Consider the following 20,926-nt stretch of genomic DNA (forward strand, 5'->3'; position numbering starts at 1 on the left):
TCCTCACGCCGAGGCGGAAGGCACGCGCGCCGGCGCCGTGCCGATTCGCCGCGCCCGGCGCCGCAGATACAGGTTGTTGAGAATCAGCGCCGCGCCGGTCAACGCGGCGCCCGCGATTTGCGCGCGAGTGGGCACCACGCCCGTGGCGGCGGACACGATGAACGCGGTGATGGGCAGGACGTCCATGAACAGCACGCCGTTCATCGGCCCCAGGATCCGGTTGCCCGTCATCCACAACAGGATCGCGCCGAAGCCGGCCACCGGCCCCATGTACGCGAGATGCGGCAGCACCGCGTGCACGGCGGCCCATGACGGCGCCGCGATCCGGTGCCTTGCGACCAGCATCAGATTGACCGTGACGATCGTGGTCAGTCCGAGCCACGTCGTGAAGGTCGTGTATTTCAATGCCGACCAGCCGGAGAAACGCGCCGCGCCGAACGTATAGACGACCCAGCACAACGCACCGACGACGATCAGCGCATTGGCCGCGTAGTGCTGCGGTTCGTGCAGCGCGGCCACCACGTCGCCGCGCGTGACGACGAGCGCCACGCCGGTGAACGACAGCACCACGAACAGCACCGACACCGGCGCCGGCGCGACGCGCCGCACCAGCGCATTGAGCAGCAACCCCATCATCGGCTGGGTCGCCATCATGATCGATGCGGTCAGCGCGCCTTCGTCGCCGGCCAGCTGCTGGCCCAGGAACACGAACGACCCGAACCCGCAAAAGCCGATCGAGCCGAGCAGCCATGCAAGCAGCACCGATTCGCCGGCCGCGCGGAACGCGCCGGGCCCTTCGACGACCCGCAACAACACGAGGAACGCGCTGCCCGCGATCAGGTAGCGCAGCGACGTGAACGTGAACGGATCGATGTGTCGCAACGCGTCGGTCATCACCGGAAACATCACGCCCATCAGGATCGTCGCACCGACACATGCCGCGATCCCCTTCCCGTACGCGCCCGCGGCCGGCATTGCGTTATTTGCGGCATTCATGACTGATCATTCCCAAATTAATTGAACGATGAGGCCGGTGCGGCTGCGCGCAGCGGCGGCGGTTTTTCAGCGTCCTTTGCGAATCTGCTTGCCCGTCAAGGTTTCGACTGCCGTCCGTGGAACACGCATCATTTGAAACCGATCATTCTCAAAATAATCAAAAAATCAGGTCAGCGCCCGCATCGCGATGTCGACGATCGAGGCCAGTTCCTCCTCCGACGCACTCGATTTACCCAGCACGCGCATGCCCTGGATCAGGCACAGCAGGAACCGGCCGACCTCTTCCGGATCGAGGTTCCGGTCGAAATCGCCCGATTGCTGGCCGCGTGCGACCGCAAGGCTGAATTGCGTGCCGATGCGCAGCAGCGTCGATTCGATATACGGTCGCAACACGTCGTCGCCAGGCAGCAGTTCGACCGCCGAATTCGTGATGAGACAGCCGCGGCGCTCCGACAGCCGCACGCCGATTTCCGTGTAGTACAGCAGCGCTTCCCTGAGGGCCTGACGCGGCGGCAAGTCCGCCGCGAGACGTTCCTTGAGCCGCGCGATCGCGCCCTCCGCATAACGGTCGAACGCGGCGACCAGCAGCCCGTGCTTGTCGCCGAACGTCCGGTACAGACTGCCGCGAAACACGCCGGTCGCCTCGCACAGCGTATCGATCGACGTCGCGTGATATCCGTGCGCCCAGAACACGCGCGCCGCGGCGTCGATCACCTCGTCGGTGTCGAATTCGCGTGGGCGCCCCCTGTCACGGGAGCCTGAAGGTGTCGAGGTCGAGCTCATGAGTGTGGATATTAGAACTGACCGTTCTCAAAATCAAGCACGACAGGAACCTGTCGTATCGGACCATGGCTTGCTTCCGTCAGCCATCCCCCTCAGCCGTTGTCGACGCGGAAATCCGCGCAGACGCTGCGCGACAGCACCGTATCGATATTGACGAGATCATTGCCGTCCATCTTCGCGCGCAGCGCCGTGTCGTCCATCCCGTAACCGCGCCATCGCGCGGTCAACCGCTCGACGAGCGTCGCGCGCGGCACGTCAAGCATCGCGGTGACGTCGAACGATGTTCGCAGCGCATCCCACGGCGCGTCGCCGAGCAGCAGGTAGTTGCCTTCGACCAGGATCAGACAGGCCGACGCCGGCACGACGTCCGCACCGGCTCGCGCGATCTCCAGCGACCGGTCGAACACGGGTACCGCGATGTCGCGGCCGTCGTCCGCGCGCAAACGCGCGAGCAACGCCGCGAAGCCATCGACGTCGAACGTATGCGGCGCGCCCTTGCGCGCGCGGTCACCGCGCGCGCGCAGCATCCGGTCGTCGTAATGAAAACCGTCCATCGCGACGATGGCCGCGAGCCCGGGCGCCGCGTCATCGAGGCGCGCGCGCAGCCGCTCCACGAACGTGCTCTTGCCGGCGCCCGGCGCGCCGGCGATCCCGACCACGCGCCGCGCCGCCTGCTGCGTGCGCAGCAGGTGCGCGGCCAGCGCCTCGCGATCGATGCGTTGCGCGCCCATCGCCGCATCGCTCACGGCAGCCGGCTCCGTTCAGCCTGCTTCAGCGCCTCGCGCGCGGACTTGAGCTGCACGCGCGTAAAGGCCAGCGCATGCGCAGCGAGGTCGTGACTGTCTTCCCACAGGTTGCGCCAGATCGCGAGGATGCCTTCGAGCGGCTGGCCGACGACGCGCGACGAAAAACTCTCGAACGCGATCGGACCTGTATAACCGCTGAACACCAGCGCACGAAACACCGCGGTGAAGTCGACGTTGCCCGATCCCAGATAGCCGCGATGCGAATCGCCGATGTGCACGTAACCGAGCTGCTCGCCGGTGTCGTGAATCGCCGACATCACGTCCGACTCCTCGATATGCATGTGATAAGTGTCCAGATGCACCTTCACGTTCGGCCGGCCGATGCGCCGGCACAGCTCGACACCCTGCGACGCAGTATTGAGCACGTTCGACTCGTAGCGGTTCACGACTTCAAGCCCGAGCGTGATACCGCTTTGCGCGGCCGTGTCCGCCACCTGCGCGAGGATGTCGGCGGACATCGCGACGCCGGCGGCCGTCGTCGGCGTGAAATTCTTCTGGAAGGCCGAATACAGGATCCCGCATACGTGGGTCGCGCCGCAGTCGCGTGCGACACGCAGCGCGGCCTCGAGTTTTTGCTTGCCGCGCGCGGCCTTCTGCGCATCGCCGCTTGAAATGTCGGATTGCGCATCGAGGCCGAGCGAGAACGTGATGCCAAGACCATGCCGTTCGAGTTCGCGCCGCGTGAACGCGGCATCGATCGAATCCGGATCGAGCGCGGGCACCTCGATGAAATCGAAGCCCGTCTCGGCCGTATTCGCGATCGCGCGCGCGCATGCGTCGCGACTCCAGCCGGCCTCCCAGACCAGCGCATGTACGCCAAGCTTGTTCATTTCGTCTCCTTCCGTTGAGGGGGTTCGAGGCCGCCGAGCGCCGGCGTCGCGATTCGATTGCGATTGCGCGGCCGCGATGCATGCCGGGCCCATGCCCAGCGCACCAGCATCACCGCGAGCAGGAACACACCCCACAGCGCGGTCGCGAGGTGCTGGCTCGCGCCCAACAGGTTGAGTCCCGATGCGATCACCTGCAGGATCACGAGCGCGATCACGACCGGCACGACGCGACCGAAGCCGCCGAACGGATCGACGCGCCCGAGAAAGCAGGCGAGCACCGAGATCAGCAGGAACGCCTCGCCGTGGCCGACACGAACCGAGTTGAAGCGCGACAGCATCACGACGCCGGCCACGCCGCACATCAGCCCCGACAGCATGTAGATGCGCGTGATCGCCCGCGTGGTCGAGATGCCCGAGTAGCGCGTCGCTTCCGCGTTCGAGCCGATCATCCGCGTGACGAAGCCGAGCCGCGAATACGTCATCACGACGTGCCACAGCAGCGCGCAGCCCGCGAAGATCCACAGCGGCGCCGGTACGCCGAGCCACAGCCCGTTGCCTATCGCGCGGACTACCGGCGGAAACCCGGAAATGTCGCCGCCGCGCGTCAGGAATTCGCCGAGACCGCGCAGAAAGATCATCGCCGACAGCGACACGAGGATCGGGCTCGCGCCCGTATGCGCGATCACCGCGCCGATCAGCCAGCCGGCCGCGGCGCCCGTCGCGAGCGCCGCGGCGATGCCGAACGCGACCGCCGCGAGGCCGGCCTCCGGGCCGCCGTGCGACTGGATCACCCACGCCATCGCGAGCCCCGCGAGGTTCGCGGTGAACGTGACGGCGAGATTGAAGCCGCCGGACACCAGCGGCATAAGCATCGCCAACGTGAACAGTCCGAGTTCGGGCAGCTGGAACGCGATCGACGCGAACGTGCCGCCCGTCAGGAAGCGACCGGACGCGACGCTCATCGCCGCGACGACGCACGCGAAAAAACCCAGCAGGCCGGCCACGTCGGCCGGAACGGAAAACCGGGGAAAGCGCCGGGATTCGGCGTGTTTCATGATCATGTCCTCGCGCGTGGCGACAGGAAGCGCGCGCCGACGAGCCGCGCGACGCCGTCGCTCGACACGGTGATCGCGACCAGAATGACCGCGCCGACGATCATCTTGAATGCGTACGGCGACACGCCGAGCAGGTTGAGCCCGTTCGCGGTGATCGACACGAGCAGGATGCCGAGGATCGCGCCGAGCACCGTGCCACGCCCGCCGCCGAGCCGCGCGCCGCCGAGAACGACGGCCGCGAGCACGTCCAGTTCGCGGCCGTACAGTGCGTTCGGCACGACCTCTTGCACGTAGTGCGCCTGCATCAGGCCCGCGATGCCCGCCATCATTCCGAGCCAGCCGTATGCGACGTAATGCATCGTCGCGAGATCGATGCCGACGCGCCGCGCGGCTTCCGGGTTGTCGCCGGTCGCATAGAGCTGGCGGCCGAGCGTCGTGCGTCGCAGCAGGAACCACGTCGCGACGACGGCCGCAACCATCACCGCGACCGGCAGCGCAAGCGATGCGACGCCGCCCGGCGTATCGACCTGTACGAGCGTGACGCGGTTCGTCCACCAGTCGGGCAAGTCGTAGATCGATACGCCGCCCGTCACGAACATCAACCCGCCGAAGAAGATGTTGAAGGTCGCGATCGTCGCGACGATCGACACGACGCGAAACCGGTAGATGATCGTCGCGTTCACCGCACCGAGCAGGATGCCGAAACCGACCGAGACCGCGAAGCCGAGCGCCCAGTTGCCGCCGCCGAGCCGCATCAGCGTGAGCGCCGCGAGGTACTGCACCACCGACGCGCCGACCGCGAACGAAATGTCGATGCCGCCCGCGATCAGCACGATCAGCAGCCCCACCGCGAAGATGATGTTGACCGCGCTCTGGTTGAGCAGGTCGAAAAGGTTGGACAGCGTCAGGAAGGTCGGTGTCGCGATGCCGAGGCCGATCGCCATCGCGACGATCACCGCGAGCAGCCACGCTTCGGTCGAGCCGATGCCGAGTGTGCGAAGGCTACGCATGGACGTCTCGCTCGATGTGATCGATCGGCGTGGCGCCCGGCACGTACTCGGCGACGATACGGCCATCGCGCATGTGCAGGATACGGTCCGCGTTGAAGTACACCTCGGGAATCTCGTCGGAAATCAGTACGATCGCCATGCCTTGCGCCGCGAGCCGGTGAATGATCGCGAAGATACCAGCGCGCGCGCCGACGTCGACGCCGACCGTCGGCGAATCGAGAATCAGCAGCTTCGGCTTCGTCGCGAGCCATTTCGCGAGCACGACGCGCTGCTGGTTGCCGCCCGACAGCGTCGACACCGCGTCGTCGACAGCGCCGATCTTCACCGCGAGCCGCGCGACCCAGTCGCGGATCAGCGCATCGCGCCGCCGCGGCGAAATCAGCCCGGCCGCACCGAGCAGGTCGTCGAGCACCGCGATCGCCAGGTTGTCGCCGATCGATTGCGGCTGTACGAGGCCCAATTGCAGGCGGTCTTCCGATACATACGCGATGCCCGCGCGAATCGCGTCGCGATTGGAGCGCAGCGACAGCGGCCGGCCGTCGAGCGCGATCGTGCCGGCGTCCGGTCGCGTCATCCCGAACAGCGACAGCGCAAGCTCGGTGCGCCCCGCGCCGAGACGCCCCGTCAGGCCGAGAATTTCGCCGCACCGCACCTGGAACGACACGTCCGCGTACTCGCCACGCCGCGACAGCCCGTCGACGCGCAGCATCGCGGCCGCGGCCGACAGATCGGTCGTGCGCACCGCGTAATCGAAGGTGCGCCCCGTCATCAGCTCGGTGAGCCGCGTCTGCGTCATCCCGGTCGTCGGAAACGTGCCGACATAACGACCGTCGCGCAGCACCGTCACGCGCGCGCACACATCGAGCACTTCCGCGAGCCGATGGCTGACGAACACCACCGCGATGCCGTCGGCCGACAGGCGGCGCACGATCGCGAGCAGCGCCTGCGTCTCGGCATGGCTGAGCGACGCGGTCGGCTCGTCCATGAACACGAGACGCGCCCGGGCGACGAGCGCGCGCGCGATCGCGACAACCTGCCGCTGCGCGATCGTGAGCGTACGCACCGGCCTACCGAGATCGAGCTCGACGCCGAGCCGCGCGAGAATCTGCCGAGCGGCGGCGTTCATCCGCCCGTAGTCGACCAGCCGCGGACGCGCGCCGAGATTCTGCTCGAACGCGATGTTCTCGGCGACCGTCATCTCGGGAAACAGCGCGAGGTCCTGCCAGATCACCTGGATGCCGAGCGCGCGCGCCCGGGCCGGATCCAGATCACCGGCCGGTTCGCCGTCGAAGCGCATCACCGCGCCGGACTCCGGGCGATGGACGCCGCTCACGATCTTGATCAAGGTGCTCTTGCCGCAGCCGTTCTCGCCGGCCAGGCACTGCACTTCGCCCGGCATCACGTCGAACCGCACCTGTTGCAGCGCCTGCACGCCGCCAAACGTCTTCGACACATTGGCGAGTTCGAGCAACGGCGCATCGGCCGCGGCCTCGAACGCGGCCGGCGGCGGGCTCGCCCGGCCGGACGCCGCGGATTCACGGGAATGGGCAGACATCATCGCTACGCTCCGGTGCGGCCTGCTATGAAACGACGGGAGAGTCGAACGACTTCATCGCACGGCGCGGCGCGCCTGCGTGCAGGCCGCTCACAGCCCCTGCTTCGCGAGATCGTCGACGGTTTTCGCGTTCAGCTCGACGAGCTGGTTCACGATCAGGTTGTGACCTTCCGGATGTACGACGCCGAGCCCCGGAATCGTCATGCCGTCCTTGATCGGCTGCCCCTTCGCGAGCATCGTGCCGAGCGTGACGAACACCTCGCCTGCCTGCGCGGGGTTCCACATGTAGCCGCCGCTCAGCACGCCGTCGTGCACGAGCCGACGGCCCTGCCCCGGGGAGAACGGCCCGAGCACCACGACCTTGCCCTTCGCCTGCTTCTCGGCGACCGCACGCGCGGCACCGATCGGCCCCTGGCTGCCGAACGCCAGGATCGCCTTCAGGTTCGGGTGCGCGCGCATCAGATCGAGCGCGGTCTTGCGCGAAGCGTCCACGTCTTCGGCCACGCCGTAGCGATCGCCGACGAGCTTCATGTCCGGATAGTTGGCCTTCAGATACGCGATCGCGGCGTCGGCCCACGCGTTGTGCAGCGGCACCGTCAGCGAACCGACGAACACCGCGTATTCGCCCTTGCCGCCCACCGCCGCCGCGAGGTTCTTCGCGTACGCTTCGCCGAACCCCTTCGCGGAGGCCAGCTCGAAATTCCAGTCGGTATTCTTCTGCTTCGGCGATTCGTGCGTGATCACCTTGATACCCGCGGCGCGCGCACGCTGCAGCACCGGCTCGAGCACCTCGGCATCGTTCGGCACCACGCCGATCACGTCGACCTTCTGCGCGATCAGATCCTCGATCGCACGCACCTGCAGTGCCGGGTCTGCGCTGGTGGGCCCGACCATGAATGCCTTCACGCCGAGTTGCTCGGCGCGCTTCCTGATGCCCGCGTCCATCGCGTTGAACCACGGAATGCCGCCGATCTTCACGACGACCCCGATCACGGGCTTGTCCGGCGACGCCGACGCGATACCCGTCGCGAGTGCGAACGCAACCACGCCCGCACATACCTTGCGCAAGAAATTCACCGACATGTCTCCTCCATCCGAAGGCGACCGTCGCCGGGCTTCCAGGTCCCGGCATGGCGGTCAGTTGCTAAATCCATTCAGCAAACCGTTTGGTGTATGCTGAATCCATTTAGCTTTGACGGAAAGCAGGTGAAAACCCTGATAGGGCAGCACGCCCCGAAACGCATACCGTCGGCATCATCGGCATAAGAACGCACGCGAGGGGAGCAACAACGCAGATGGCCCGCACGACTACCGGACGCAAGTCCACGATCTACGACATCGCGAAAGCAACCGGCTCGTCCACGTCCACGGTCAGCATGGTGCTGAACGGCAACTGGGCCCGCTACCGGATCAGCGAGGAAACGGCCAGGCGCATTCTCGACAGCGCCAAGGCGCTCGGCTACAACGTGAACCTGAGCGCGCGCGGCCTGCGCCTGTCGCGCTCGGGGCTGGCGGGCATGGTCATTCCGCACTACCGCAACCGCTTCTTCGCGGGGCTCGCCGAAACCTTCGAGGACGAGGCGCGCCGGCGCGGCCTGTGCCCGATCGTCGTCGGCACGCAGCGCGACCCGGACGTCGAACTGCACGTCGCGCAGACGCTGCTCGCGCAACGTGTCGAACTGCTGTTCATTGCCGGCGTGCGGGACCCGGCACCGCTCAATACGCTGTGCGACGCGGCCGGCATCCCGTCGATCAACGTCGACCTGCCGGGCGCGGGTGCGCCATCGGTCGTGTCGGACAACCGCGCGGGCGCGCGGGCGCTGACCGACGTGCTGATCGACAAGATGCTCGCGCGCGGCAATGCGCCCGACGAACTGATCCTGCTTGGCGGCATCGCCGGCGAATATGCGACCGTGATGCGGATCGCGGGCTTTCGCGACGCGTTCGCCGAGCGTGGCCTGCCACCGCCGCCGGACGACGCGATCGAGTGCTGCGGCTACGCGCCCGCGGCCGCGCGCGAAGCGCTTGCACGGCGCTACGACAAGCTCGGCCGGCTGCCGGCCGGCATGCTGACGAACTCGATCACGTCGTTCGAAGGGCTCGTGCGTTTCGCGTCGGAGCTGCCGTGGGACATCTGGCAGCGCACGGCCGTCGGCTGCTTTGACTGGGACCCGTTCGCCGCGCGCCTGCCGTTCGACGTCACGATGCTGCGGCAGGACGTGCAGCGGTTGATCGCCGAAGCGTTCGCGCTGCTCGATGCGGGCGACGCCGGAGACGCCACGCCGCATCCGGTCGTGATGGTGCCGACACGCTTCATGCGAACCCTCGACGATGACATGCGCGCCAGCGACGCAGAGCCGGCCGGCTGAGCACGCGCGGACACGAAATGCAGAAAGCCCGGCCGGTCCTGCGACCGGTCGGGCTTTCTGCATGCTGCGCCTCGTGTGCTCGCCTGGACCGTGTGCGGTGTCCGCTCCCGGCGTGCGACGTGTCAGATGCTCACTTCACCCACGCGAAGTAATACGACAACCAGATCGTCAGCCCCGCGCCGATCAGCGCGGCATACGGCATCAGGTTCAGCCACATCGCGCGCTTCGGCACTTCGAGCTCCATGTCGCGCTGCATCTGCTCGGGGAAGCGGCCGCGATCCTGCCAGTAGTGGCGATACAGGAAGACCGGCACGATCAGCAGCATCGCGATCAGTCCGTTGCGCAACGTGCCTTCGCCCTGCAGGTTCGCACCCGCGCCGACGTAGACGAGGTTCGCGTAGCCGCAGATCGAGCCTGCGACGAGCAGCCAGGTCGGGCAGCGGAACGGCCGATCCCAGTTGCCGCGATCCATCCGGTGGATCCAGCCCGACTGGAGATTCAGGAATACGAACAGCATGTAGCAGACGTTCGAGATCGACAGCACCGTCATGTAGTCCGACATCATCAGCAACACGAGGTTGAAGCCGAGGTCCGTCCACATCGCGCGGGTGGGCGAGCCGTGCTCGTTCACGTGCGACAGGTACTTCGGCAGCCAGCCGTCGACCGATGCCTGGTACAGCGTGCGCGACGAGCCCATCATCGACGTCATCACGATCAGCAGGATCGACAGCATCAGCATCACGACGACCGCATTCGCGACCCACGCACCGCCGCCGACGATCTTCGCCATCGCGGCCGCGACACCCGTGCCGTCGCCGATCGACGGATCGAGCATCGCCTGCGTGCCGAGCGCGCCCTGGAACGCCATCGGCACGAGCGTCATCACGACGAGGCACAGCGCGCCCGACCAGAAGATCGCCTTCGCGGTATCGCGGCGCGGATCGCGGAATTCACGCGTGTAGCAGACGGCCGTCTCGAAACCATACGACGCCCAGCCGGCCATGAACATCGCGCCGAGCGCCATCGTGACGCCCTGCCCGTTCCACGAACCGAACGTCGCGGTCGTGAGGTTGCCTTGCGCGTCGTGACCGAGCGGCAGCAGCGGAAGCAGGTTCGACATCGGCACGTCGCCGGTGACGAACGGCACGATGCCGACGATCAGCAGCGGCGTGAGCGACGCGATGCCGAGGATGCGCTGCGTGCGTGCCGCCTTCGATGCGCCGCTGTGCTGAAGCTTGAACGTGATGAGAAGCAGGATCGTCGCGATGATGAACGTCGCATTGATCCGCAGGGACAAACCCGGCTTGATGAAACCGAGATCCGCGATCTTGAGCTGCCATTGCAGCACCGCCGCGTTGGCGGGAAAGAGACTCGTGAGCGCATAGCTCGCCGCGAGGCCGCAGCCGAGCGCAAGCATCGGCGACCACGCGAGCCAGTTGCACCATACGGAAACCGGGGCAATCAGCTTGCTGTAACGGACCCATCCGATCGCGCCATATACGGACGCGCCGCCCGATTTATGAGGAAATAGCCCCGAGATTTCCGCATAAGTCGCGCTTTGAATCAGCCCCATCGTGATCGCGGCGATCCAGATCGCCCACGCGGGCTGGCCGATCGTCGCGCATACGCCGCCGATCGTGAACAGCACGCCTGCCGGCACGCCGCTCGTCACCCAAAATGCGTCTTTCCAGGTCAGGCCACGATGCAGCGTGTGGCCCGTCGAATCATGTGAGATGGTTGCCTCAACGTCACTGGTGCGATTCGCACGCAGTCCTGCCTGACTCATCCAATTCCTCCTCTCGATCGGAGTTGGCGCTTTAGCGCTTACTCTGGTTCGATGCAAGCTGTGATGATTTTGCACAAGCGCCGTAGTGTAACAATTTACGGGCTTTTTTGCAGAATCCGAAAAAGAATTCCGGGATATGGCCGCATGGCATCTCGATTATTTCGGATTCCTGCAAACCATTCCCGGCATGTTTTTATGATGATTCGTACGACGTATTGGGTGACGCTTACTGCGCGCCTTCCGTCCACGCATTCACGCGATCCGGATGCGCGGCAATCCACGCGTCCGCGGCCGCTTCCGGCTTCGAGCCGTTCTGGATCGCCAGCATCACGCTGTCGATTTCACCCGGCTTCCACTGGAATTTCTTCAGGAACGCGACGACCGGCTTGGCCTTGGCTTCGAGCCCCGGATTCACGACGCTGTCGACGTGCTCGGCACCGCCGAACACCTTCTTCGGATCCTCGAGGAAGCGCAGCTTCCACTTCGCGAACATCCAGTGCGGAGCCCAGCCCGTCACGATGACCGGCTTGCTCGCACCGACCGAACGCGACAGCTCGGCCGTCATCGCGCTGCCCGAACTCGGCATCAGCGTGTAGTTCAGCCCGTAGCTCTTGATCGCGTCGTCGGTCTTGCGCATCACGCCGGCGCCCGCATCGATGCCGACGATCCGGCCGCCGAAGCTGGCCTTCTCCGCATTCAGGTCGTCGATGCTCTTCGCCTTCACGTACGCGGGCACGATCAGGCCGATCTTCGCATCGGGAAAATTCGCGCCGAGGTCGACGACCTTGGCCTTGTATTCATCCCAGTAGGAGCCGTGCGTGACCGGCAGCCACGCGGACAGCGTCGCATCGAGGTCGCCGCGCGCGACACCCTGCCACATGATCCCGGCCGCGACCGGCACGAGCTTCACCTCGTAGCCGAGCTTCTTCTCGATGACGCGAGCCGCGACGTTGGACGTCGCGACGCTGTCGTCCCAGCCTTCGACGTAGCCGATCTTCAGCGTCGGCTTCGTATCGGCGAGTGCCGACGTGCTCAGCGCCACCATCGCCGACAGTGCGCCGGTCCACAACAGTTTTCCGAACAGTTTCATGGTCGATCTCCTTGATAAGCGCACCGTGCGCGTTGTCTCTCTAGGTTCTTCAACCACAAATCCGCGGTATCGTTGTTTTCCGACGGATGCTTGTCCGGACGCGACGTGTCCGGACAAGCGCCGACACATCGCGACTACTTGTCGATCACGAGATCCGACAGCGGCTTGCTGCAGCACAGCAACACCATCCCCTGGTCGATCTCGCGCTGGCGGATGCCGCCGTTGTGCTTCATTTCGACCTGCCCCGACACGAGCTTCACCTTGCAGGTGCCGCACATGCCCTGCGTGCACGAGGCCGGCAGCCGCACGCCCGACTGGCGCGCCGCGTCGAGCACGTGCTGCTCCGAGCCGCACGAAATCTCGCGGTTGCTCTTCGCGAAGCTGACGGTGTACTGCTTCGTGTCGGTGTCGCCGCCTTCGGCCGGCGGTACGAGATCGGCGAGCAGCTCGTCGCTCGCGGTCTGCGCGAGCGTCTCGAACGAGAAGCTTTCCTCGTGATACTGCTTGCGATCGAAACCGGCTTCGTCGAGCAGGTCGCGCACGGCCTTCATGTACGGCGCGGGGCCGCACGTGAAGATCTCGCGCTCCATGAAGTCCGGTGCGATCAGCTTCAGCAGCGGCAGCGTCAGGAAACCCGTGACGCCCGGCCAGTTCGTGCGCGCGCCCACGCGCTCGACGACGAACGACGTGCGGAAGTTCGCATGGTTCGACGCGATCAGGTCCAGCTCGCGCGCGAAGATGATGTCGTCCGGCGTGCGCGCACTGTGCACGAACAGGATGTCGCGATCTTCCGCGAGATCGTGGTGCGCGCGGCTCATCGACATCAGCGGCGTGACGCCCGAGCCGGCCGACAGGAACAGGTACTTGCGCGCCGGATGCCGGGCGCACGTGAACTCGCCGGCCGGGCCGAGCACGCGCACCGAGGCGCCGGGCTGCAGGTTGTCGTGCAGCCAGTTCGACACCTTGCCGCCCGGCACGCGCTTCACCGTGATCGACACCGTGTGCGGTCGCGCCGGCGACGACGAGATCGTGTAGCAGCGGTTGATCGTTTCGCCGTCGATGTCGAGCTCGAGCGTGAGGAACTGCCCGGGCTCGAACGAGAACGTGCGGCCCTGCGGCGAACGGAAGAAGAAGCTCTTCACGTCGTGCGTTTCCTGCCGCACGTGGCAGCACACCAGCGTTTCCTCGACGTCGCTCGTCCAGCGCTCGGGCAGGCCGTTCCAGAACGCCGGGCGCGTGACCCGGCTGTCCGTCGGCTCGAAATTGGCCGCGTCTCGCATCATGTCAGCCTCCGCAGGGCCGCCCCAAGGAGGCTGACCGCCCCCGTTGGGGGCAGGGAACGCAGTGAGCGTGGGGATCGTTTCATCAGTTGCTCCGCTTGTCCGCTGCTATGACCTATTCGCCGGTTTTTTCGGCGAGCCGGCCGATGTACCATGCCGAGAATTTTTCGACGAGACCTTCCGTGTACGGCGAATACGGGCCCGGCTCGTACGCGCTGCTGTTCGCGCCGCGCTGCGAGAACTCGACGAGCGCGCGATCCTGGTCATTGGTCGCGTTCCACACGGCCGTCAGGTTCTTCACGTCGTAGTCGATGCCTTCCTTCGCGTCCTTGTGCACGAGCCACTTCGTGCGCACGAGCGTCTTGCCGGCCGACAGCGGGATCACCGAGAACGTCACGATGTGATCGCTCATGAAGTGGTGCCACGAGTTCGGCTGCGTCCAGAACGACAGGCCGCCGAGGTCGGCCTTGTCGAAGCCGCCGAGCAGCTTCTTCGACGCGACCTTCGCGTCGAGCGTCTGCGATTCGCCGCTGCGGTCGAGCGGCAGGCGCTGCGTGCGGAAACCCGTCACGTCGAGCAGCTTCTCGATTTCGGCGGACGGCAGGCCCATCTCGGCCCACTCCTTGCCGCGCCGCACGCACGTTTCGGCGAATGCGTCCATGCCTTCGGCGTTCGCGTCGGAACGCTGGTAGCCGAAGCCGTATTCGTACAGCGAGATCGTCAGCTCCGGATGGTTCGCGACGCAGTGATAGCACTCGCGGTTGTTCTCCATCGTGAGCTTCCAGTTGCCTTCCTCGATGATGTCGATCTGCGCGGCGATCTTCGTGCTCGGCAGATCGTGCGGTAGCAGGTACGGCTCCATCTCGGCGCGCATCTGCGCGAAGTCGACCGGCGGCTCGTCGGCGAGGCAGATGAAGATCAGGCCCGCGAGGTTCTCGACGTGCACCGACTTCAGGCTGTGCTTGCAGCGGTCAAACTTCTCGCCCATGTGCTCGGCGAACATCAGCTGGCCCGTCAGGTTATAGGTCCAGCTGTGGTACGGGCACACGATGTTGCCGACCGAACCCTTGTCCTCGTTGCAGAGGCGCGCGCCGCGGTGACGGCACACGTTGTGGAACGCGCGGATCGCCATGTCGTCGTCGCGCACGATCAGGATCGAATCGCTCCCCAATTGGACCGTCACGTAGTCGCCCGGCTCGGGAATGTCCGGTTCGACCGCCACCTGGATCCAGTGCTGGCGGAAAATCGCCTCCATGTCGAGCGCGAAGATGTCCTCGCTCGTGTAGAACGGCGCCTCGAGGCTGTGCCCTTCCTTGCGCCGCTCGATCAGTGCACGAATGTCTGCCGATACTTTCATCGTTTGCTCCGGATTCCTTGCATCCCTGGGTTCTTGCCGACAGGCATCAAAATCAGTAGTCGATGAGCTGATGCTCGCGCAAATACGCGAGGATCACTTGTGCTTTTTCGACCGAACTCCCTTCATTTACGACGTTGCCGCCCCGGCTTTCGGTCGTCGTCGCGGACAGCATCCGGGCATGCCCGGAACGCTTCTCGGCGGCGACCAGCTTGACGGGCTTACGCTCGACCGGGCCGACCGTCCACGCGGCCGCGTCGGCGTCCGCGCCGGGCGCCGCGAGCGCCGGCCGGATCGCGCCGGCGCGCAGCCGCGCATACGCGTAGCGCGGCTCGGCATTGGCGAGCGGATGGACGGCAATCACGGCCGGCAGCGCGGCATCGACGCGCCGCCGCAACCCTTTCGGCAAAAATTGCCGGACAGCCGCGCGGCCGCCTTCGACCGTCACGTCGACGGCCGAGCCGACCAGCGGATAACCGAGCGCCGCGGCGATGCGGTACGGCAGCATCCCGGTGTCGTACGCGCCCTCGGCGCGCGTGCCGGTCAGCACGAGGTCGTAGCCTTCGATACGCGCGGCGAGCGCGTGGACGGCATCGTCGCCGTCGCGGCAGGCCAGCACTTCGACCTCCCGCGCGCCGAGCGCGAGATATTCGGCCAGCGCCGCATTCGCGGGATCGCCGGCATGGATCACGTCGAGCGTCGCGCGATGCTGCTCGGCGAGCTGGCGACCGGTTTCGAGCGCGGCCGCGTCGTTACGGCTGTAGCGCGCGACGCCGCTGACCGGATGCCGGCCGACGGACACGAGCACCGCGATGCGTTGCAAGAGGCGGGGGGCGTTCATGCGGCCACTCCTTCCGGTTCACGGGCGCCGACCGCGGCCGGCGATTCGCCGCGCGCGGCACGCGCGGCCTGTACCTGCTCGATCAGCGCGGCGATCGTCGCCTGCGCGTCGCCGACCACCGTCAGGTTCGCGCGCTTCGCGATCGGCGCACTGCCGTCGAGGTTCACCGCGATCACGTGGCGGCAGTCCTTGATCCCCTGCAAGTGCTGTACCGCACCGGAGATGCCGAACGCGATGTACACGCTTGCCTCGACCGTCTTGCCGGTCGCGCCGACCTGCTTGTCGCGCGTGAAGTGGCCGTTGTCGACCGCGACACGGCTCGCGCCGATCGCCGCGCCGAACGCACCGGCCAGCTGCTCGAACGCGCCGATGTCCGACACGCCGTTGCCGGCCGACACGATGAAGTCGGCTTCCTCGAGCGCGACCTGGGCCGCGTCGATTTCTTCCAGGCCGAGATCGCGGTACGGCTGCGCGGCGTCATGCGCCGGGCGGATGAAATCGGCGGCCAGCCGTTCGCCCGCGCCGACGAACGGCAGCTTCGCGTCGGCCGCGTTCGGCGCAAGCAGGATCACGTCGGGCAGCGCACGCGTGGCAAACGCCCGCCCGGCCTGCGCATATGCGCCGACATGCTTCGCGTCGATCTCGACGACGTGGGTCGCGACGCTCGCGCCGGCGGCCGCCGCGTAACGCCGGCCAAGATCGCCGTCGCCCGTCGCGTTGTCGGGCACGAACACGTGTTTCGGTGCGAGCGCGGCCACACAGGCCTGCAACGCTTGCAATTCGCTTTCGGGATCGAACGCGCGGCGATCGAAGCCGGTCAGCTCGAGCAGCTTGTCGACGCCGAGTTCGGCCGCATCGTCCTTCAATTCGCCGAACGCGAGCAGCGCGACTTCGGTTTGCGCATCGGCGAGCACGGCGGCGGCGGCGATCGCCTGCCGCGCATGGTCGTCGAGCGCGCCGCGCTCACAGTGCGCGACCACCAGCATCACGTGTTTCGGATCCTGCAGCGCGCGGCGCGGCTTCGCGGCCACCGCGCCATGGCCGTGCACGGACCCGTGCGCGGCGTTCGCATCGGCGCTGCCTTCCTCGCCGAGCGTGATGCGCTTCAGGCCGGCGGCCGTGATGATGAACGGCCGGCGCGGATCGATTCGTTTGATCGTATTCATCGATTCACTCCAGCGAGGCGGCGACGAGTTCGGCGACGTCGAGCACGTCGGGGCGCGGGCCCACGACGCCTTCGAGCATGGCCGTGCAGTTCGGGCATGCAACCGCGACCACGTCCGCGCCGATCGTGCGTGCGTCGGCGATGCGGATGTCGGGAATGCGCTGCTTGCCGGGGATGTCGGTCAGCGGCGCGCCGCCGCCACCGCCGCAGCAGCGCCCGCGCATGCCGTTGCGCTCCATCTCGACGACCTGGATGCCGATCGTCTTCAACAGCTTGCGCGGCGCTTCCGTCTCGCCGTTGTAGCGGCCGAGGTAACACGGGTCGTGATACGTCGTGCGCTTTTCCTGCAGCGACTCGACGGCCTTCGGCGCGATCTTGCCGCTGTCGGCGAGTTCGGCGAGATAGGTCGTGTGATGCTTGACCGTCACGCGCAGCCCGAGCGCACGGTATTCGTTGCGCAGGCTGTGCATCACGTGCGGGTCGGCCGTCACGATCTGCTTGTACGACAGCGTGCCGAGCGTGCCGATCAGGCGCTTCGCCATCTGCTGGAAGGTCGCTTCATCGCCGAGCCGGCGTGCGACGTCGCCCGTGTCGGTCTCGGTCGAGCCGAGCACCGCGTAGTCGACGCCCGCCTTGTTCAGCACCTTGACGAACGCGCGCAGCGTGCGCTGGTAGCGCATGTCGAATGCGCCTTCGCCCGCGACGAACAGCACGTCGACCGGCTTGCCCGGCTGCGCGACGGGCGCGCTCAGGTCGACCGACCAGTCGTAGCGCGCGGCCGTGTCGTAGCCGCCCATCGTGCCCGTTTCACGCAGGTTCGCGAGCACTTCCTGGCCCTTGCCGGGCACCGTGCCGTGCACGAGCGTGCGATTGCGGCGCATGTCGACGATCGCGTCGACGTGTTCGATCAGCATCGGGCACTCCTGCACGCACGCGCGGCAGGTCGTGCACGACCACAGCGTCTGCTCCTCGATCAGCCCCGACACGATCGGGCCGTTCGGCTCGCCGCGATGCTGGCCGACCGCGAGGCCCGGCGACGGGCTGCCCGCGTATGCCGCATCGGTACCGCCGGCCATCCCGACGACGAGATCCTGGATCAGCTTCTTCGGGTTCAGCGGCTGGCCCGACGCGAACGCGGGGCACGCGGCCTCGCACTTGCCGCACTGCACGCAGGCGTCGAAACTCAGCAGCTGGTTCCAGCGGAATTCGACCGGCTTCGCGACACCGTATTCCTGATGCTCGATGTCCGGCAGCTTCAGCGCGGTCGGCGGCGTGGCCGTGCCGTTGCCGGTGAACGATTCGCGCGTGGCGGCGAAACGCTCCTGGCGCGGGTGGAACGCGAGGTGCAGCAGGCCGGCGATCGCATGCTTCATCGGGCCGCCCTTCGCGGCGCCGATCGTCATCGTGAACGCGCCGACGCCGATCAGCAGCGCGCAGAGCACCGCGAACGCACCCGACATCGCGCCGGTCGGCACCAGCATGAACAGCACGAGGCCGAGCGCGAACGAGCCGAGCAGCCAGGGCAGCGTGTTCCACGGGCCTTTCGACAGTCGCGCGGGCACGTCCCGGGCCGCGCGGCGGCGCCACACGAACACCGCGCCAACCAGCATCGCGAGCGCCGCGAGGAAAATCAGCTTGTCGAGCCAGGGCGAATAGATCGCGAGGCCGTAGTTGACGAACACCAGCGCCAGCGCGCCGATCGCGCCGCCGGCCGTCGCGACGTGCGTCTTCGCGATGTACGGATCGCGGGCGACCACGTGGTGCAGGTCGACGAAATAGCGCTTCGGAATCGCGAACAGGTTCGCGACGCCGAACGAGCCGGGCGCCGTGGCGCGGCCCAGGCGCCAGTAGGACGAGCGCTTCGCGACCGCGAACGCGAGCCCCGCCACCGACAGCCACAACAGGGCGGTAATGAGGAAGGACGGGTTCATCGTTCAGAAATCCTTCACGAGACGCAGCGAGTCGTAGATTGCCCCGTGGACGTTGTGCATCGAGATGCAGTCGCCGACACGGAACAGCAGGAAACGGCCGTTGCCGAGTTCTTCCGACAGGCACGGCTGCGGCTCGGCCGCGAACAGCGTGTGCGGATCGATCTGGCCGCGGTTCACCGATTCCGGCTTGAGCTTCCAGTACAGCTCGTCGTTCGGCGACGAACCGTTCTCGATCACCACCTGGTCGACGGCGCGCTCTTCCAGTTCTTCCGTGTACTCGTTGCGCAGCACGGCGATCATCTTGCCGTTCTCTTCATAGACGCGGTCGAGCATCGTGTTCGGCGTCGGGATCACGCCGAACGCGTACAGGCGTCGGTAGAAGATCGGGAACGTCGTGCCGCCGCAATCGTCGGCGACCTTCACGTCCGGCGTGACGACCTCGACCTTCGAGCCGCGGCTCGCCATGAAGTCGGCCACGCCCGCACCCGCATGCGTGCTCACGCCGTCGAACAGCAGCACGTTCTGCTTCGGCTCGACCTTGCCGGTCAGGATGTCCCACGAGCTGACGGCGAGCCCCTCGGCCACGCCCCAGCCCGGCACCTGCCACGTGAAGCTCGACCCGCCCGTCGCGAGCACGACGATGTCCGGCTTCTCGGCCATGATCATCTTCTCGTCGGCGGCCACGCCGAGACGGCGGTCGACGCCCAGGCGCTTCGTCTCCATGTCGAACCAGCGGATGATCCCCGACATCTGCTCGCGCTGCGGCGCCTTCGCGGCGATCATCACCTGGCCGCCCACTTCCGCGTTCTTCTCGAACAGCACGACATCATGGCCGCGCAGCTTCGCGACGCGCGCCGCCTCGAGGCCCGCCGGGCCCGCGCCGACCACCACGACCTTGCGCTTCGGGCCGCGCGACTTCTCGATGATGTGCGGCATCGTCGCTTCGCGCGACGTCGCCGCGTTCTGGATGCACAGCACGTCGAGGCCGTTGTACTGGCGGTCGATGCAGTAGTTCGCGCCGACGCACTGCTTGATTTCGTCTTCGCGGCCGTCGCGGATCTTGATCACCATGTGCGGATCGGCGATCTGCGCGCGCGTCATGCCGACCAGGTCGATCATGCCGGTCGCGAGCAGGCGCTCGGCCTGGCCCGCGTCGCGGATGCTCTGCGCGTGCATCACCGGAATCTTCACGACCGACTTGATGCCGGCCGCGAGGTGCACGAACGGCTCCGGCGGCAATGCCATCGGCGGCATGCAGTTCGCGATCGTGTTGTGCGTGTCGCCGCCCGAGCCGACCACGCTCAGGTAGTCGATCAGGCCCGTCTCCGACATCGCCTGCGCGATTTCCTTCAGCGCTTCGTGATCGAGGCCGTCCTCGTGGAATTCGTCGCCGCACATGCGCAGGCCGACGCAGAAATCCTTGCCGACCGCCTCGCGCACGGCCGTCAGCACTTCGATGCCGAAGCGCAGGCGGTTTTCGAGGCTGCCGCCCCATTCGTCGGTGCGATGGTTCGAACGCTTGCTCCAGAACTGGTCGATCAGGTGCTGGTGAGCGGCCGAGATCTCGATGCCGTCCATGCCGGCCGCCTTCACGCGCTTCGCGGCCGCCGCGAAATCGCCGATGATGCGGCGGATTTCCTCGATCTCGATGATCTTCGCGTTGCCGCGGTGCACGGGTTCGCGCACGCCCGACGGCGACATCAGGTGCGGCCAGTGCTCGCCGTGGAACGACGAGCGGCGGCCCATGTGCGTCGCCTGGATCATGATCTTCGCGCCGTGCTTGTGCATCGTGTCGGCCAGGCGCGTGAGCGGATCGATGATCTTGTCGGTCGACAGGTTCACCGATTTCCACCAGCCTTGCGGGCTGTCGATCGACACCGGGCTCGACCCGCCGCAGATGGCCAGGCCGACGCCGCCCTTGGCCTTTTCCTCGTAGTAGCGGATATAGCGGTCGCCCGGCAGGCCGCCCGGCTCCGCATACACCTCCGCGTGCGCGGTGCTGACGATCCGGTTGCGCAGCGTCAGCTGGTTCAGCTGCATGGGTTTGAACAGGTGGGGATAACGCATCGCTGGCG

At 66.7% G+C, this 20,926-nt stretch carries 17 protein-coding genes; 1 reads left to right on the forward strand and 16 read right to left on the reverse strand.

The window, feature by feature from the left end; translation table 11 throughout:
- Nucleotides 1–3 precede the first annotated feature (3 nt).
- From AC0KUR_RS07210 to AC0KUR_RS07245, 8 genes are all read right to left on the reverse strand, one after another.
- A complete protein-coding gene (locus tag AC0KUR_RS07210) occupies nucleotides 4–996 on the reverse strand; it encodes a DMT family transporter (protein WP_473375609.1) in 993 nt (330 codons plus the stop codon).
- 165 nt (nucleotides 997–1,161) lie between these two features.
- Entirely contained in the window at nucleotides 1,162–1,779 is a 618-nt protein-coding gene (locus AC0KUR_RS07215; RefSeq protein WP_473375610.1) for a TetR/AcrR family transcriptional regulator, read from the reverse strand.
- 92 nt (nucleotides 1,780–1,871) lie between these two features.
- Nucleotides 1,872–2,525, reverse strand: a complete 654-nt coding sequence (locus AC0KUR_RS07220) for a nucleoside/nucleotide kinase family protein (RefSeq protein WP_473375611.1) — start codon at nucleotides 2,523–2,525, stop codon at nucleotides 1,872–1,874.
- A complete protein-coding gene (locus AC0KUR_RS07225; RefSeq protein ID WP_473375612.1) occupies nucleotides 2,522–3,415 on the reverse strand; it encodes a sugar phosphate isomerase/epimerase family protein in 894 nt (297 codons plus the stop codon). Before AC0KUR_RS07225 ends, AC0KUR_RS07220 begins: the two co-directional genes overlap by 4 nt.
- Nucleotides 3,412–4,470, reverse strand: a complete 1,059-nt coding sequence (locus AC0KUR_RS07230; RefSeq protein ID WP_473375613.1) for an ABC transporter permease — start codon at nucleotides 4,468–4,470, stop codon at nucleotides 3,412–3,414. Before AC0KUR_RS07230 ends, AC0KUR_RS07225 begins: the two co-directional genes overlap by 4 nt.
- Nucleotides 4,471–4,472: 2 nt before the next feature.
- Complete coding sequence (locus AC0KUR_RS07235; protein WP_473375614.1) at nucleotides 4,473–5,480, reverse strand: ABC transporter permease; 1,008 nt, start codon at nucleotides 5,478–5,480, stop codon at nucleotides 4,473–4,475.
- Nucleotides 5,473–7,038 carry a sugar ABC transporter ATP-binding protein gene (locus AC0KUR_RS07240; protein ID WP_473375615.1) on the reverse strand — a complete coding sequence of 522 codons (1,566 nt, stop codon included), beginning with the start codon at nucleotides 7,036–7,038 and terminating at the stop codon, nucleotides 5,473–5,475. The genes AC0KUR_RS07235 and AC0KUR_RS07240 overlap by 8 nt, the downstream gene beginning before the upstream one ends.
- An 87-nt stretch (nucleotides 7,039–7,125) precedes the next feature.
- Entirely contained in the window at nucleotides 7,126–8,118 is a 993-nt protein-coding gene (locus tag AC0KUR_RS07245; protein WP_473375616.1) for a substrate-binding domain-containing protein, read from the reverse strand.
- 212 nt (nucleotides 8,119–8,330) lie between these two features.
- On the opposite strand from AC0KUR_RS07245, the gene AC0KUR_RS07250 reads away from it, so the two are divergent.
- Nucleotides 8,331–9,404 carry a LacI family DNA-binding transcriptional regulator gene (locus AC0KUR_RS07250; RefSeq protein WP_473375617.1) on the forward strand — a complete coding sequence of 358 codons (1,074 nt, stop codon included), beginning with the start codon at nucleotides 8,331–8,333 and terminating at the stop codon, nucleotides 9,402–9,404.
- A gap of 130 nt (nucleotides 9,405–9,534) precedes the next feature.
- Here the strand turns inward: AC0KUR_RS07250 and AC0KUR_RS07255 are convergent, their stop codons facing one another.
- The 8 genes from AC0KUR_RS07255 to AC0KUR_RS07290 form a co-directional block, all read right to left on the reverse strand.
- A complete protein-coding gene (locus tag AC0KUR_RS07255; protein ID WP_473375618.1) occupies nucleotides 9,535–11,190 on the reverse strand; it encodes an APC family permease in 1,656 nt (551 codons plus the stop codon).
- 226 nt (nucleotides 11,191–11,416) lie between these two features.
- Complete coding sequence (locus AC0KUR_RS07260) at nucleotides 11,417–12,280, reverse strand: glycine betaine ABC transporter substrate-binding protein (RefSeq protein ID WP_034186096.1); 864 nt, start codon at nucleotides 12,278–12,280, stop codon at nucleotides 11,417–11,419.
- A gap of 134 nt (nucleotides 12,281–12,414) precedes the next feature.
- Nucleotides 12,415–13,563 (reverse strand): FAD-binding oxidoreductase, encoded by a 1,149-nt coding sequence (locus AC0KUR_RS07265; protein ID WP_049035887.1) that lies wholly within the window; start codon nucleotides 13,561–13,563, stop codon nucleotides 12,415–12,417.
- 112 nt (nucleotides 13,564–13,675) lie between these two features.
- On the reverse strand, nucleotides 13,676–14,917 hold the full coding sequence (locus tag AC0KUR_RS07270; protein ID WP_175026761.1) for an aromatic ring-hydroxylating oxygenase subunit alpha: 1,242 nt from the start codon (nucleotides 14,915–14,917) through the stop codon (nucleotides 13,676–13,678).
- Between the two features lie 52 nt (nucleotides 14,918–14,969).
- Nucleotides 14,970–15,755 (reverse strand): electron transfer flavoprotein subunit beta/FixA family protein, encoded by a 786-nt coding sequence (locus tag AC0KUR_RS07275; protein WP_034186093.1) that lies wholly within the window; start codon nucleotides 15,753–15,755, stop codon nucleotides 14,970–14,972.
- Entirely contained in the window at nucleotides 15,752–16,921 is a 1,170-nt protein-coding gene (locus AC0KUR_RS07280; RefSeq protein WP_124669615.1) for an electron transfer flavoprotein subunit alpha/FixB family protein, read from the reverse strand. Before AC0KUR_RS07280 ends, AC0KUR_RS07275 begins: the two co-directional genes overlap by 4 nt.
- A gap of 4 nt (nucleotides 16,922–16,925) precedes the next feature.
- Nucleotides 16,926–18,851 (reverse strand): (Fe-S)-binding protein, encoded by a 1,926-nt coding sequence (locus AC0KUR_RS07285; RefSeq protein ID WP_124607599.1) that lies wholly within the window; start codon nucleotides 18,849–18,851, stop codon nucleotides 16,926–16,928.
- A gap of 3 nt (nucleotides 18,852–18,854) precedes the next feature.
- A complete protein-coding gene (locus AC0KUR_RS07290) occupies nucleotides 18,855–20,918 on the reverse strand; it encodes an NADH:flavin oxidoreductase (RefSeq protein WP_034186090.1) in 2,064 nt (687 codons plus the stop codon).
- Nucleotides 20,919–20,926 lie beyond the last annotated feature (8 nt).

The organism is Burkholderia sp. YHN3-13 (assembly GCF_055810675.1).